Raw genomic sequence first — 14,965 nt, forward strand, 5'->3', positions numbered from 1 at the left:
TGTGCCGACAAAAGGCGCAATAGCCGCGATACGGCAACACAAAGTGCAAGATCGGCGAGGCCGGGCGAGGGCGGGACGGGGGTGGGGTTAGGCCGGGAGGAGGTGGGGGCGGATCTCGTCGGCCGCCTCGTCGCCGTAGGACTCGGCCAGGCGCTTGACGAACAGGTCGCGGCGGACGTCGTACTCCTGGGTCCCGACGGTTTCCAGGACGAGCGTGGCCAGCAGCGAGCCGACCTGGGCGGCCCGCTCCAGGCCGACCCCCCAGGAGAGCGCGGTGAAGAACCCGGCCCGGAAGCCGTCACCGACCCCGGTCGGGTCGACCGCCCGGATCTCCCGCGCGATCGGCACGTGGATCGGGTCGATGCCCCGGCCGGCGATCTCCACACCGTGCTTGCCCAGCGTGGTGACCCGCACCTTGACCAGGTCCAGCAGTTGGTCGTCGCTCAGCTTCGCCTTGCTCTGCAACAGCGACTTCTCGTAGTCGTTGGTCATCAGGTAGTCGGCGCCTTCGATGAGCGCCACCACATCCTCGCCGGGCATCCGGGCGAGCTGCTGCGACGGGTCGGCGGCGAACGCGTACCCGCGGGTGCGGCACTCGGCCGAGTGCCGCAGCATCGCCTCGGGGTCGTTGGCACCGACCAGCACCAGGTCCAGTCCGCCGACCCGGTCGGCGACCGGAGCGAGCTCGATGTTGCGGGCCTCGCTCATCGCGCCGGCGTAGAACGACGCGATCTGACACATGTCGGTGTCGGTGGTGCAGACGAACCGGGAGGTGTGCGCCACCTCGCTGACGTGCACGGAGTCGCAGTCGACGCCGTGGCGCTCCAGCCAGGAGCGGTAGTCGGCGAAGTCCGCCCCCACCGCGCCGAGCAGCACCGGACGCAGGCCGAGCTGGCCCATGCCGAAGGAGATGTTCGCGGCCACACCGCCGCGACGGAGCACCAGATCGTCAACCAGGAACGAGAGGGACACCTTGTGCAGCTGATCGGCGATGAGCTGGTCGGCGAAGCGACCGGGGAAGCTCATCAGGTGATCGGTGGCGATCGAGCCGGTCACGGCGATCTTCATGTCAACCCTCGGGGTCGGGAGCAGGGCGCGGTCAGCCTACCGGCCCGGCAACCTGACGGTGTCCTGTCGGTCGGACATCGGTAACCGGCACGCCACCGGCTTCGGGACCGCTCCCAGTGACCACGACGGCGGGGCCGCCCCGAAGGACGGCCCCGCCGATGATGCTGTGTGGTGTGACTCAGTTGAACGAGTCACCGCAGGCGCACGAGTTGCCCGCGTTGGGGTTGTCGATGGTGAAGCCCTGGGCGTCGATCCGGTCGGCGAAGTCGATCGTCGCGCCGGACAGGTACGGGGCGCTCATCCGGTCGACGACGACCTCGACACCGCCGAAGTCGGTGACGACATCACCGTCGAGCGAACGCTCGTCGAAGAAGAGCTGGTACCGCAGGCCGGAGCAGCCGCCCGGCTGCACGGCGACGCGAAGCCGCAGGTCGTCGCGGCCCTCCTGCTCGATCAGGGCCTTGACCTTCTGCGCCGCGACGTCGGTGAGGACGACGGAAGTAGGGGCCTGGGCCTCGGTCGACTCGGTCTGCGCTGGCGTGGTCACGTGGAAGTCTCCCTGCGCGGTGTGGGTCCGGACGCACTGGCCAACGCCGTGCGTCGTCCAGTCATTCCCGGTTGTGGTCCGCTTCCGATCCTACGCCGCCTCGGCCGAACCCACCCGCGTGGCGTGATCGCCGCCGCAGGTCCGCCCCGGTGGTGGGTGGTCGGCGGCCTCAGCGGCTCCACTGCCGGGCCAGCCGGACGCCCAGTTCGCGCAGCCCTTCGGCGGGCCGGCTCAGGGCGGCGTCGAGCCCTCCGCGCTCCTCGCCGCCGAAGTGCTCGACCAGGCTGTACGCGTCGGTCACCCCGGCCGAGGCGGCCTCCCGTCGGCCGGTGCTCACCTGCCCGGCCACCACCACGCAGGGGACTCCCCGGTCGCGGGCGGCACCGGCCACCCCGGCGACGACCTTGCCGCGCAGCGACTGGTGGTCGAACGAACCCTCACCGGTGATCACCAGGTCGACGCTGTCGAGCGCGTCGTCCAGTCGGGTGGCCCGGGTGACCATGCCGATGCCCGACTCGCAGCCGCCGCCCAGGGCGAGGATGGCCGCGCCGATGCCACCGGCGGCCCCGCCCCCGGGCACCGTGCCGAGCCCGGCCGGGCAGCCGGGCAGATCCCGCTCCAGCACCTCCGCGAAACGTGCCAGCGCGGCGTCGAGCAGCAGCACGTCGGCACGGTCGGCGCCCTTCTGCGGACCGAACACGTTGCTCGCGCCGTGCAGGCCGAGCAGCGGGTTGTCCACGTCGGTGGCCGCGACCAGCCGGACGCCACGCAGCCGGGGTACGCCGTCGAGGGCGTCGACCAGGGCCAACGCCGCCCCGCCGTAGGGCAGCGCGGCGCCGCCCGAGTCGAGCGGGGTCACGCCCAGCGCGGTGAGCATTCCGGCTCCCGCGTCGTTGGTGGCGGAGCCGCCCAGCCCGATCACCACCGTCCGCGCGCCGCTCTCCACCGCGGCGGCCACCAGCAGACCCAGCCCGTACGACGTGGTGGTCTTCGGGTCCCGTTCGGCGGTGCCGAGCAGATGCAGCCCGCAGGCCTGTGCGCTCTCCAGGTAGGCGGTCGCGCCGTCGGCGGTGAGCAGGATCTCACCGGCGGCCGGCCGGCCCAGCGGGTCGACGGTCGCCACCGGCACCCGCCGGCCGCCGAGGGCGTCGGCGAGCACCTCCACGAAGCCGGGCCCACCATCGGACAGGGGCCGGATCAGCAGTTCGTCGCCGTCGGTGACGGTGCGCCACCCGTCGGCCACCGCGGCGGCCACCTCCGGTGCGGACAGGGTGCCGGCGAACTTGTCCGGACAGAGCAGCACGCGCATGCCGAGCAGTGTGGCAGCCCACACCGAGCGGAGCTGCGCCGCGCTCCTGCTGTGGGACCATGGGCTACGTGACTTCGACCTGGCTGGAACCCTCCAACACCGCGACGGCCCTGCTGCTGCTCGGCCGGGGCAGCGACCCCGACACCGAACGCGGCGTCGAGTGTCCGGGCGACCTGCCGGCGCCCAGCGATCCGGACCTGGTGGCCCGCGCCACCGCCGCGAAGGCGAAGCTGGGCAGCAAGGTCTTCGTGCTGGGGCACCACTACCAGCGCGACGAGGTGATCCAGTTCGCCGACGTGACGGGCGACTCGTTCAAGCTGGCCCGGGAGGCCGCGGCCCGTCCGGACGCGGAGTACATCGTCTTCTGCGGCGTGCACTTCATGGCCGAGAGCGCCGACATCCTCACCACCGACGCCCAGCGGGTGATCCTGCCCGACCTGGCGGCGGGCTGCTCGATGGCGGACATGGCGGTCCTGGGCCAGGTCGAGGCCGCCTGGGACACGCTTACCGAGCTGGGGATCGCCGGCGAGACCGTGCCGGTGACGTACATGAACTCGTCGGCCGACATCAAGGGCTTCGTCGGCCGCAACGGCGGCGTGGTCTGCACCTCGTCCAACGCCAAGCGCGCCCTGGACTGGGCGTTCGAGCAGGGGTCGAAGGTGCTCTTCCTGCCCGATCAGCACCTGGGCCGCAACACGGCGGTGCTGGAGATGGGCCTGTCGCTCGACGACTGCGTGCTCTACGACCCGCACAAGCCCGGTGGCGGGCTCACCCCGGAGCAGCTGCGCGACGCCAAGATGATCCTCTGGCGGGGGCACTGCTCGGTGCACGGCCGGTTCACCCTCGACAGCGTCAACGACGTCCGCGAGCGGGTGCCGGGCGTGAACGTGCTGGTCCACCCGGAGTGCCGGCACGAGGTCGTCACCGCCGCCGACTACGTGGGCTCCACCGAATACATCATCAAGGCCGTCGAGGCGGCTCCGGCCGGTTCGGCGTGGGCGCTCGGCACCGAGCTGAACCTGGTGCGCCGGCTCGCGCTGGCCCACCCGGACAAGCAGATCATGTTCCTGGACAAGGCCGTCTGCTACTGCTCGACGATGAACCGGATCGATCTGCCACACCTGGTCTGGGCTCTCGAAGAGCTGGTCGCGGGCCGGGTCGTCAACCAGATCACGGTGGACGCGGACACCGCGCACCACGCCCGGGTCGCGTTGGACCAGATGCTCGCCCTGCCCGGCGCGGACACCCCACCGCCGGCGGCGTCCTGATCACGATCCGTAGTGCTCTTGGTACGCAAAAGCGCCGGATCACCGATTAATGCCACACACGCCGATGTGACCGAGTCCTTTTTCGTCACCGAGGGCTATGCTGCCGGGGCGACGACATACGCGGGCCGTTTCACCTTGGCCGCATCCGGGGTAGCGACAACGTTCAGGCTCCCCACAAACAACACGGCAGCACTGACGCGCTGGAGGTTGCGTTGACCGACGACGTCCTGGTCGTACACGGAGGCACTCCGCTCGAAGGGCGGATCCGCGTGCGCGGCGCGAAGAACCTGGTATCGAAGGCGATGGTCGCCGCGCTGCTCGGCGACAGTCCGAGCCGGCTGTACGACGTGCCGAAGATCCGCGACGTCGAGGTGGTCCGGGGCCTGCTCGGTCTGCACGGCGTCAAGGTCACCGACGGCGCCGAGGACGGCGAGCTCGTCTTCGACCCGGCGAACGTGGAGAGCGCCAGCACCGATCAGATCAACGTGCACGCCGGTTCCAGCCGCATCCCGATCCTGTTCTGCGGCCCGCTGCTGCACCGGCTCGGGCACGCGTTCATCCCGGACCTGGGCGGCTGCCACATCGGCCCGCGCCCGATCGACTTCCACCTGCAGGCGCTGCGCGAGTTCGGCGCCACGGTCGAGAAGCGGCCGGAGGGTCTGCACCTGTCCGCGCCGAACGGCCTGCACGGCACCAAGTTCGCCCTGCCGTACCCGAGCGTCGGCGCCACCGAGCAGGTGCTGCTGACCGCGGTCATGGCCGAGGGCGTCACCGAGCTGCGCAACGCCGCGGTGGAGCCGGAGATCATCGACCTGATCTGCATCCTGCAGAAGATGGGCGCGATCATCAAGGTCCACACCGACCGGGTGATCGAGATCCAGGGTGTGCCGAAGCTGCACGGTTACACCCACCGGCCGATCCCGGACCGGATCGAGGCGGCGAGCTGGGCGGCCGCCGCCCTGGCCACCCGTGGTCACGTCGAGGTGCTCGGCGCGCAGCAGGCCGACATGATGACCTTCCTCAACATCTTCCGCTCGGTCGGTGGCGAGTACGAGGTCACCGACGCGCGGGCGCCGAAGCTGGGCGACCCGGGCCAGGAGGGCGGCATCCGCTTCTGGCACCCGGGCGGCGAGCTGAACGCGGTCGCGCTGGAGACCGACGTGCACCCCGGGTTCATGACCGACTGGCAACAGCCGCTGGTCGTGGCGCTCACCCAGGCCCGTGGCCTGTCGATCGTCCACGAGACGGTCTACGAGCAGCGGTTGGGCTACACCGAGGCGCTGAACTCGATGGGCGCCAACATCCAGGTCTACCGGGACTGCCTCGGCGGCACCCCGTGCCGCTTCGGCCGGCGCAACTTCAAGCACTCCGCGGTGATCGCCGGGCCGAGCAAGCTGCACGCCGCCGACCTGGTCATCCCTGACCTGCGGGCCGGTTTCAGCCACCTGATCGCGGCGCTCGCGGCCGAGGGCACCTCCCGGGTGTACGGCGTCGACCTGATCAACCGGGGCTACGAGGACTTCGAGGCGAAGCTCGCCGACCTGGGCGCGCACGCCGAGCGTCCGTAACCCGGGTCACCAACCGTTCGGCTACGACGGCTCCAGGTCGCGCTGCGACCTGGAGCCGTCGGCCGCCGTACCGCGATGTGCGGCGGGCGCGGGTCGTTGGCTACCCTTGCCGCGTGCCGTCGCTCTTTCGCCGCAAGTCCACCGACCTCGTCGACGAGGCCGTCTCCTCGGTGACCCCCGAGGAGACCGCCGAGCGTTCCCGGGGTTACACCCCGGCCAAGGGTCGGGAGACGCCGAAACGGCCGACCGTGGGTCGCCGCCCGGCCGGCCCCACTCGCCCCCTCACCAAGGAGGAGGAGCGGGAGCGTCGTCGCCAACTGCGCGCCGAGGCCGCGTCCGAGTTCCGCCGTGAGGGCGGCCCCCGCGACCGCGGCCCGGAGCGGCTGCTGGCCCGCAACGTGGTCGACTCCCGGCGTACCGTCGGCACCTGGTTCTTCGGCGGCGCGCTGATCGTGCTGATCGGGTCGAACGCGGCCATGCCGCCACTGGTTCGGTTGATCTCCAACGTCCTCTGGGGCGCGCTGGCCCTGGGCGTGGTCGTCGACTCGGTGCTGATCTGCCGCAAGATCAGCAAGTTGGTCCGGGAGCGCTTCCCGAAGACCGGCCAGCGAATGGGCTCGCTCTACCTCTACGCGGTCATGCGCTCGATCACCTTCCGGCGGATGCGCGCCCCGGGCCCGCAGGTCAACCTCGGCGACAAGGTCTGACGCCGACTCCCCACACCATCGCGAAACCGCTGCCCCCGGCATCCCCGGAGGCAGCGGTTTCGCCGTTGCTGGGCGGGTCGGGGCAAGCACGTCCGAGCCGGCACTGTTCGTTGTACCGTACGCAGGGTTCACCCTGCTGAACGCCGCTGCTGTTCGCGACGACGAACGCCGAACCGAGGGAGCGAACGCGTGCCTCCGGAACCGGCCGCTCCGCTGGCCACCATCGCCGCCGCCCTGCGCCGGGAGCGGGAACGGGTGGGCGTCTCGCTGACCGAGCTCGCCCGCCGGGCGGGAGTCGCCAAGTCCACCCTCTCCCAGCTGGAGTCGGGCACCGGCAACCCGAGCGTGGAGACGCTCTGGGCGCTGGCGGTGGCGCTGGGCGTGCCGCTCAGCCGGCTTGTGGAACCCGCCGACGACGCCGTCCGGGTGATCCGGGCCGGGGACGGACCCCGGGTTCGCTCCGAGCAGGCCGACTTCGCCGGCACGCTGCTCAGCGCCGGAGCGGCACACCTGCGGCGGGACGTCTACCTGATCGAGTTGGAGCCGGGCGCGGCCCGAGCGGCGGACGGGCACACCCCGCGCAGCGTCGAACACGTGGTGGTGGCCGCCGGCCGGTTACGCGTCGGCCCCGAGACGGCCCCGGTCGAGCTCGGGCCCGGTGACTACGCGGCGTTTCCCGGCGATGCTCCGCACCGCTACGAGGCGCTCGCTCCCGGCACGTTCGCCGTCCTCATCCTGGAGCATCCCTGAGCGGGGGGCGACGATCAGCCCGAGCCAGCCGGCCGTCGAATGCGGTAGGGTCGGGGATCAGATTCGGTTATAGGCCCAAATGTCCGAAACCATGGGGATAACGTTTGCGCCCGTGGGCGGTGCCACAGTGGCGGTGAGCGAGCCCGCGCCGTTACCCTCCATCCGCAGCCACGGCCGGTCGGCGCGGGCGACCTGACCGGCACGCGAGGCCCCAGCACGACAATTTGCAACGAGGTGACAACGCCGTGAGCGAGCGGACGCGAGCCGGCCACCGGGGCGTGGCAGGCGGCGACCGGACGCCCGGCGATCAGCCGGCGACGGCTGCGGACGGCTCACCTCCGGCGAGAATCGGCCGAGTGGCCGGGCGCGGCCGATGAGCGGCCGATACGCGGACCGGTGGTCCGACCCGAACGAGCCGGCCTGGGTGGTCGAACCGACCACCGAGTGGCACCCCCAGTACCCCGGCCAGCGCTACCCCGGCGACATCGGCGTGGCCCACCAGCCGCCACCGCGCGGCCGGGCGACGGTGACCGGCCGAGCCGAGGTGCCACCGCTCGCGCCCACCCGCCCGGACGGCACCTACCTCGGCCGGTCCTGGGCCGACGAACCGCCGGAGGAGCCGGCGGCCCACAGCCGATCCTGGGCTGACGACGAGCCGATCGAGACACCGAGCTACGGCCGCCCCCGGAGCGACGCGCGCCCGGCCGACGCGTCCACCTACGGCCGCAACGACAGCGCCGACCGCCGCACCTACGACCACGAGCCGTACCGTCGGCCACTACCCGAACCGCCCCGCCGCGACGATCGCCGCTCCCCCGAGTCGGACCGGCGTACCGCCTGGTCCGACCGCCGGCCCGGCGACGAGCGGGGACCCGCGCGGGAGGCCGCCTGGCACCGGGACCAGCCCTCCCCCGACCGGTACGACGGCCGACGTCAGCGGCCGGAGCCCACCGAGCGGGACCGTGGTTATCCGGGCGTCCCACCGGTCTCCCCCGCGCCCCGCTCCGATCCCGGCTGGATGCCGGAACCGGACGACGTGCCGCGCCGGCGCGGCACGCACGAGCGACCGGCCGCCGGTTACGACCGCCACCCCGCCGACGGATACGGCGCACGACCCACCCGGAACCACGACGGCCGAACTGCCGACGACCGGGTCGCCGACGACGCCGACCAGCGGGCACCCGTGGACGGCCACACCCGATACCGCGCCGACGGCTACCCGGACCGGACCGCCGACGACGGCCGCCGCCCGGAACGGCGCTACCGCGCGGACGAGGCGGCCGGCGCGATGCCGTCGCCGTCGCCGAACGGTGGACGACGACACCGGCCCGAGCCGGAGACGCCCGACCATCCCCGCCGCGACGACGACCGGCGTCGGCCCGACAGCGACCCGCACCGGCAGCAGCCCCGCGAGACCGCGGCCCGCGCCGAGGCGTACCCGGACCGGCGTCCCCGCGAGGAGGCCCGACCGGACCGGCGTCCCCGCGAGGAGGCCCGACCGGACGCGTACCGCGAGGACGGACATCGCGAGCACGCGTACCGCGAGGAGCGGCCGCACGACAACACGTACCGGGAGCCTCGGCCGCAGCCCGGCCCACGGCCGGACGGCACTCTTCCCTGGCCGCCGCCGGGTCCGGTGCGCCAGGACCGCACCCGGGAGCCGGGTCACCGCACCGAACCGCACCGCACCGCGGACCCACACCGCGGCGTCGAGCCGGGCGTCCCGTCGCGGCCGGACTCGCGGCCCGAGCGGCCGGCGGTCACCCCGCCCCGGTACGACGAGCGACACGTACGCCCGGCCGCCACGGCCCCCTCGACAGCCGGCCGTGCCGCGCCGCTGTCCCCGGAGCGGACGGTGCCGCCGTCACCCGTCTCCCCCGCCGCGCCTTACCGGGACCGACCGGTCTCGGCAGCCCCGGTCTCCCCCGCCACGCCCCACCGGGACCAACCGGTCTCGGCAGCCCCGGTCTCCCCCGCCACGCCCCACCGGGACCGACCAGTCTCGGCAGCCCCGATCTCCCCCGCCACGCCCCACCGGGACCGACCAGTCTCGGCAGCCCCGATCTCCCCCGCCTCCGACGTGCCCGTCTCGGGTCCACCCGCCGCACGCCTTCGGCTGGAGTACCTGCCCGCGCCGGTGGACCCGCCCACCTCCGACAGGCGCGCGGAGGTGCCACCTCCGGCGGAGCGCCGGGCGCCCGCCGAACCGCCACCGACAGTCGCCGCGCACCCCACCGCGCCGCCGCGGTACCCCGGCCCGGACACCACGCCCCGCCCGATGGACCAACGGCGCGGCGAGCCCACCCCGGACCGCCGCCAGTTCGGCGACCCGTCGGGCAGCACCGCCCCGACCGACCACCGCCCGACGCCGCACTCCCCCGACCGAGCGGCCTCAGGCCAGCGCCCGCACTCCCCCGACCGGCCACACCCCACCGACCGGCCGGTCTCGGGGCAGCGCCCGCACTCCCCCGAGAGGCCGCACTCCCCCGACCGGCCGCACTCTCCCGAGAGGCCGCACTCTCCCGACCGGCCGCACTCTCCCGACCGGCCGCACTCCACGGACCGGCCGCACTCCACGGACCGGCCGCACTCCACGGACCGGCCGGTCTCGGAGCAGCGCCCGGACTCGCCGGATCGGATGGCCCCGACGGCGGACGCGCGCCCGTCGGTCGCACCGCCGCCCACCTGGCAGGCCCCGCACCCGGCGGCGGCCCCGCCCGCACCGCGCCCAGCCGCGCCGACGCCCGCACCGGAGTCTGCCGCCCCGGAGTCCTCGGTGCGGGAGGCCGACGCGGCGGCACTCCCGCTCGCCCCCGGCACACCACGCCGCTACGTGCCGCCGCCCTCGGAAGGGCCGCTCGCCCCCGTTCGGGCCCCGGACGAGGTCACCGGCACCCGCGGGCCGGAGGCGTGGTTCAGCCCCGCTCAGCCCGCCGACGCGGATCCGGGCGAGCCTGCGCCGGACCCGCAGTCCTCCGGGCCGGCCGAGGATGAGTCGACGGCGAGCGATCGTGACCTGTCCACCACGCCGACATCCGTCCCGCCCGCCGCGCCGACCACAATGGGCCCGGGTCCGTCGGCACCGAACGCGGTGGACCAGGATCCGCTGGCACCGCTGGACCGCGATCCGTCGGCACCGACCGCCGATGTCCGTCACGATCCGAGCGACGAGCACGGCGACAGGTCGACACCGGCTGACGCTCCCCAGCCCGTGTCCGCGCCGCCCGCACGCGCGACCGACGACGCCTGGGCCGACGACGCTCAGGACGATGCGCGAACGGCTGTCGGACCCCCACCGGCGCACGACGACCGGCCCGTCTCCGGCGCGCCTGCCACCGCGACGCCGCACCAGCGGGCCGACGTCGCCGCCGAGGCCGACCAGCAGGTGGCCACGGCTCATCCGGTCGAGGACACCGATCCCGTCGCGCACGACCCCACGGACGACGGCGAGCCGTACGCCTGGCAATCCGATGCCGAGGACGATCCGAACACCGCCACCTCGACGGACGGCCCGCGAGCAGACGACTGGTCGGACGACCTCGCCCTACCGGCCTCGTCCGCGATGTCTGATGACAACGATTCTCCCGTCTCGGAGGCACAGGTCTCGGCCCCGCCTGACCACAGGCCGGCGAGCCTGCCGCCCATCTCCGCACCGCCCGCCTCCGCGGCACCGGTGTCGGCGCCGCCCTCGTTGGTGCCACCGCCCGTCTCCGGACCGCCGACCACCCCCGCGCCCGTCTCCGCGCCACCCGCGTCGACCGAGCCGACCCACGCGCCACCGGTCTCCGCGCCACCCGCCTCGGCAGCAGCGCCGACCACCGCACCGACCCAGCCGACCCACGCGCCACCCGTCTCCGCACCATCCGCACCAACCCAACCGACCCATGCGCCACCCGTCTCCGCACCACCCGCCTCGGCAGCAGCGCCGACCTCCGCACCGCCCGCGCCGACCCAGCCGACCTCCGCGCCACCCGTCTCCGCGCCGCCCGTCTCCGCACCGCCAGCGTCGGCGTATCCGGCCGACGCGGCACCCGCCGGTGTTCCCGGCCCGAGGTCCGGCTCGCGCGGAGAGGACGCGCCTGTCTCCGCGCCACCCGCCGCTCCGCCGGCGGCGACCCGCCCGTCGCTGGCCGACCCGGGTGACCCGGAACAGGTTCTTTCGGCGTACCGGTGGCGGTTGGACCCGGTCACCCTGCGCGAGGAGCTGACGGAGCCGGACGACCTGCGGGCCATCCGGCGGCGGCTGACCGAGAAACTGGGCTCGGCGATCGACAACCGAGCCCGGGCCCGGTTGCTCAGCCTGCGGGCGGTGGCCTCGCGGATCCTCGGCGACCTGGACGACGCGCTGGCCGACGGTCGGCTCGCCCTGACCTACGCCGAGGCCACCGGCGAGCTGCGCCGGACCTCGTTGGCCCAGGCCCGGCTGGCCCACGTCCTGCGCTGGCGTGGCAACTTCGCCGAGGCTGACCAACTCTTCGCCCAGGCCAACTCGGTCGAGCTACCCGACCGCTTGCGGGCCGCACTCCACGAGCACGCCGGCCGGTCGTGTTACGACCAGGGGCGGCTCATGGAGGCCTGCCAGCACTTCGAGCAGGCGCTCGACCTGCGCGGCGCCGGCGACGCCGAACTGCTCGACCGGGTCCGGGTTGCCCTCGACGCGGTCGCCGTCCGGGCCACGGCCGACGGCTTCGGGCCGTACCGCCGGGGTCGGGACGAGGTGCTCGACCGGGACCGACCCCCGCTGCCGGAGCGGGACGGACCGTTGTGGGGTTACACCGGCCAGGACGGCGACCTGGTCGTCCCCGCCCGGTACGCCGAGGCGCAGCCGTTCCACGACGGGCTGGCCTGGGTTCGCCGGCCGGACACCGACAGGTGGTCGCTGATCAATCTGCTGGGTACGACGGTGATCCCGCCGTCCTTCCGGGCTGCGCACCCCTTCAGCGACGGCCTGGCCTGGGTGGTCGGCGAGGGTGGTTGGACGGCCATCGACGCGACAGGCGCGGTGCAGGTCGCGCCCAACTTCGCCGAGGTACGACAGTTCCGCCGCGGGTTGGCCGCAGTGCGGCGCGAGGGGTGGGGGGCTGTCGACCGGTCCGGCCGGATCGTCGTGCCCACGCGCTACCACGGGTTCGTCACCGAGTTGGCCGACGGCCAGCAGGTCGACGGTTTCACCGACGAGGGGCTCGCCGTGGTCGACGTGGCCGGCCGGCGCGGTGTGGTGGACCGCACCGGCGCGGTGCTGGTCCCGCCGACCCATCCGAGGCTTGTCATCCACCCGGTGGCGTTCCTGGTCGGCAGCGGTGGTCGGTGGGGTGCGCTGGACCGGCGCGGTGAGCCACTCATCGACACGGTGCACCGCGATCGCGCCGAGGTGTTGGCGGAGATCGACCGGCTGCTCACCGACGCCAATCCGGTGCTCTGAGCGGCCGTTCGACGGTGGTGATCCACCGGGCTAGGGTCGGTACATGGAATTCCGACACCTGGGCCGTTCAGGCCTGCTGGTCAGTGAAATCTCGTACGGCAACTGGATCACCCACGGTTCACAGGTCGAGGAGGACGCGGCGAACGCCTGCGTCCGGGCCGCCCTCGACGCGGGAATCACCACCTTCGACACCGCCGACGTGTACGCCGGCACCCGGGCCGAGGACGTGCTCGGCCGGGCGTTGCAGAACGAGCGTCGCGAGGGCCTGGAGATCTTCACGAAGGTCTACTGGCCGACCGGGCCGGGCCGCAACGACCGGGGCCTCTCCCGTAAGCACATCATGGAGTCGATCAACGGCTCGCTGCGTCGGCTGCGCACCGACTACGTGGACCTCTACCAGGCCCACCGGTACGACAGCAGCACCCCGCTGGAAGAGACGATGGAGGCGTTCGCCGACGTCGTCCACTCCGGCAAGGCGCACTACATCGGCGTTTCCGAGTGGACCGCCGAGCAGCTGCGCGCCGCCCACCCGCTCGCCCGGGAGCTGCACATCCCGCTGATCTCCAACCAGCCTCAGTACTCGATGCTCTGGCGGGTCATCGAGGCCGAGGTCGTGCCGGCGAGCGAGGAGCTGGGCATCGGACAGATCGTCTGGTCGCCGATGGCACAGGGTGTGCTCTCCGGCAAGTACCTGCCGGGGCAGCCGCCGCCGGCCGGGTCCCGGGCCACCGACGAGAAGTCGGGTGCGAACTTCATCTCCCGGTTCATGAACGACGACGTGCTCACCCGGGTGCAGCAGCTCAAGCCCCTCGCGGAGCAGGCCGGGCTCAGCATGGCCCAGCTCGCCGTGGCGTGGGTCCTGCAGAACCCGAACGTCTCCTCGGCGATCATCGGCGCGTCCCGCCCCGAGCAGGTGCACGACAACGTCAAGGCGGCCGGGGTCAAGCTCGACTCCGGGCTGCTCAAGGCGATCGACGAGATCGTCGAGCCGGTCACCGAACGGGACCCGGCGAAGACCGAGTCCCCCGCACAGCGTCCCTGACGCCGCCGCGGTCCGGCCGGCGCGAGATGGTCGCGCCGGCCGGATCCGGTCGGCTCAGCGTGGGCCGGCCCAGCCAGCCCAGCCTGTGGCCGGTCAGCCCTGCCAGAAGCGGATCAGGTCGAGGCCTGCGGCGTAGAGCCAGGACGGCAGGCCCAGGGCATCGCCGATCGCGAAGACCGCGTCGAAGAACCAGCCACCGATGCGCGGGTTCCACAGCAGCGCGAAGAGCAGCAGGAACCCGTACGGGGCGAACATGTCGTACATCTTGCGCCACTGCGGGTTGAGCCACGGCTGGATCATGTTGCCGCCGTCCAGGCCCGGCACCGGCAGCAGGTTGAGCACGCTCGCGGTGAGTTGCAGGAAGGCGAGCAGGGCCACGCCGGCCCAGAACTCCACCGGGCCGCCCAGCGACTCGGTGCCGATCCGCAACACCGCCACCAGCACCAGCACGAACAGCACGTTCGTCGCCGGGCCGGCGAGGCTGACCAGGGTGTGCCGCAGTCGACCCGGGATGGCGTGTCGGTCCACCCAGACCGCGCCGCCGGGCAGGCCGATGCCGCCGAGCAGCACCACCACCACCGGCAACACGATCGACAGCAACGGGTGGGTGTACTTCAACGGGTTGAGCGTCAGGTAGCCCCGGTGGGCGATGTCCCGGTCACCGGCCCGGTAGGCGACCACCGCGTGGGCGTACTCGTGCAGGCAGAGTGAGACCAGCCAGCCGGACACCACGAACAGGAACACGTCGAACCGGACGTTGCCGTACCCGTTCCAGGCCAGCACCCCGCTGACCGCGAAGAGGGCGACCAGGCCGAGGAAGACCGGGCTGGGCCGAAAAGCCGCCTTGGGTACGCCGAGGACCAGCCCGTCGGCTCCCGGCCGGTCGTAGGCCATCACTCGGCCGTGGGTAGCAGGCTCATCCGGTACTCCACCCGGTCGTCCTCCACGAGCGCGACCGAGGTGACGCCGGACGCCGCGAGCTCCCGCCAGGTCTGACCGATCCAGGATTCGGCGTCGGCCTGGCTGCTGAACGACTCCGCCGGTCCCTCGACCGCCTGGCCGTCCGTGCCCTCGTACCGCCAGCTCCACGCCATGCCGCGTCTCCCCTCGCCGCTGATGTCCCGGTGGGACGAACCCTCGCCAGCGTAGTCGGCCCGGCGCGCGACGGCCGCTCGCTCACCCCGGGCCAGATCATCCCCGAGCAACCTCGCACCACCGCGACCCTTCCGCGATCTTGCACTTTCTGCCTCGACATAGAAGGCATTCCACGCATCTCGGCGACCG

Annotated in this window: 11 protein-coding genes; 6 read left to right on the forward strand and 5 right to left on the reverse strand. The window is 73.1% G+C overall.

All coding sequences use genetic code 11. From position 1 onward, the window contains the following. Window positions 1-87: 87 nt before the first annotated feature. The 3 genes from ACGFH8_RS05230 to ACGFH8_RS05240 all read right to left on the reverse strand — a co-directional run bounded on the left by ACGFH8_RS05230 (window position 88) and on the right by ACGFH8_RS05240 (window position 2,924). Complete coding sequence (locus ACGFH8_RS05230) at window positions 88-1,068, reverse strand: carbohydrate kinase family protein (protein WP_357374154.1); 981 nt, start codon at window positions 1,066-1,068, stop codon at window positions 88-90. A gap of 178 nt (window positions 1,069-1,246) precedes the next feature. After that, window positions 1,247-1,615: an iron-sulfur cluster insertion protein ErpA gene (gene erpA / locus ACGFH8_RS05235; RefSeq protein ID WP_007463211.1), complete on the reverse strand. Its 369-nt coding sequence runs from the start codon at window positions 1,613-1,615 to the stop codon at window positions 1,247-1,249. A gap of 169 nt (window positions 1,616-1,784) precedes the next feature. Further along, window positions 1,785-2,924 carry a glycerate kinase gene (locus tag ACGFH8_RS05240; RefSeq protein ID WP_393363596.1) on the reverse strand — a complete coding sequence of 380 codons (1,140 nt, stop codon included), beginning with the start codon at window positions 2,922-2,924 and terminating at the stop codon, window positions 1,785-1,787. A gap of 68 nt (window positions 2,925-2,992) precedes the next feature. On the opposite strand from ACGFH8_RS05240, the gene nadA reads away from it, so the two are divergent. From nadA to ACGFH8_RS05270, 6 genes are all read left to right on the forward strand, one after another. Then, window positions 2,993-4,192, forward strand: coding sequence for a quinolinate synthase NadA (nadA, locus tag ACGFH8_RS05245; protein ID WP_393363599.1), 1,200 nt, complete (start codon window positions 2,993-2,995; stop codon window positions 4,190-4,192). Window positions 4,193-4,404: 212 nt separating this feature from the next. Continuing rightward, window positions 4,405-5,760 carry a UDP-N-acetylglucosamine 1-carboxyvinyltransferase gene (gene murA / locus ACGFH8_RS05250; protein ID WP_393363602.1) on the forward strand — a complete coding sequence of 452 codons (1,356 nt, stop codon included), beginning with the start codon at window positions 4,405-4,407 and terminating at the stop codon, window positions 5,758-5,760. A gap of 113 nt (window positions 5,761-5,873) precedes the next feature. After that, window positions 5,874-6,467, forward strand: coding sequence for a DUF3043 domain-containing protein (locus ACGFH8_RS05255; protein WP_393363604.1), 594 nt, complete (start codon window positions 5,874-5,876; stop codon window positions 6,465-6,467). Between the two features lie 189 nt (window positions 6,468-6,656). Beyond that, on the forward strand, window positions 6,657-7,217 hold the full coding sequence (locus ACGFH8_RS05260; RefSeq protein ID WP_393363607.1) for a helix-turn-helix domain-containing protein: 561 nt from the start codon (window positions 6,657-6,659) through the stop codon (window positions 7,215-7,217). A gap of 373 nt (window positions 7,218-7,590) precedes the next feature. Next, the gene (locus ACGFH8_RS05265) at window positions 7,591-12,639 is read left to right on the forward strand and encodes a WG repeat-containing protein (RefSeq protein ID WP_393363610.1); all 5,049 of its coding nucleotides are present in this window, start codon (window positions 7,591-7,593) and stop codon (window positions 12,637-12,639) included. A gap of 43 nt (window positions 12,640-12,682) precedes the next feature. Further along, window positions 12,683-13,681, forward strand: coding sequence for an aldo/keto reductase family protein (locus tag ACGFH8_RS05270; RefSeq protein WP_393363612.1), 999 nt, complete (start codon window positions 12,683-12,685; stop codon window positions 13,679-13,681). 93 nt (window positions 13,682-13,774) lie between these two features. Here ACGFH8_RS05270 and ACGFH8_RS05275 read toward each other — a convergent pair whose 3' ends face one another. Both ACGFH8_RS05275 and ACGFH8_RS05280 read right to left on the reverse strand, forming a co-directional pair. Beyond that, entirely contained in the window at window positions 13,775-14,575 is an 801-nt protein-coding gene (locus ACGFH8_RS05275) for a site-2 protease family protein (RefSeq protein WP_393364529.1), read from the reverse strand. After that, on the reverse strand, window positions 14,575-14,775 hold the full coding sequence (locus tag ACGFH8_RS05280) for a hypothetical protein (RefSeq protein WP_393364532.1): 201 nt from the start codon (window positions 14,773-14,775) through the stop codon (window positions 14,575-14,577). Before ACGFH8_RS05280 ends, ACGFH8_RS05275 begins: the two co-directional genes overlap by 1 nt. Window positions 14,776-14,965: the final 190 nt, after the last annotated feature.

It is taken from the genome of Micromonospora sp. NPDC049175, assembly GCF_043197345.1.
GTDB lineage: Bacteria > Actinomycetota > Actinomycetes > Mycobacteriales > Micromonosporaceae > Micromonospora.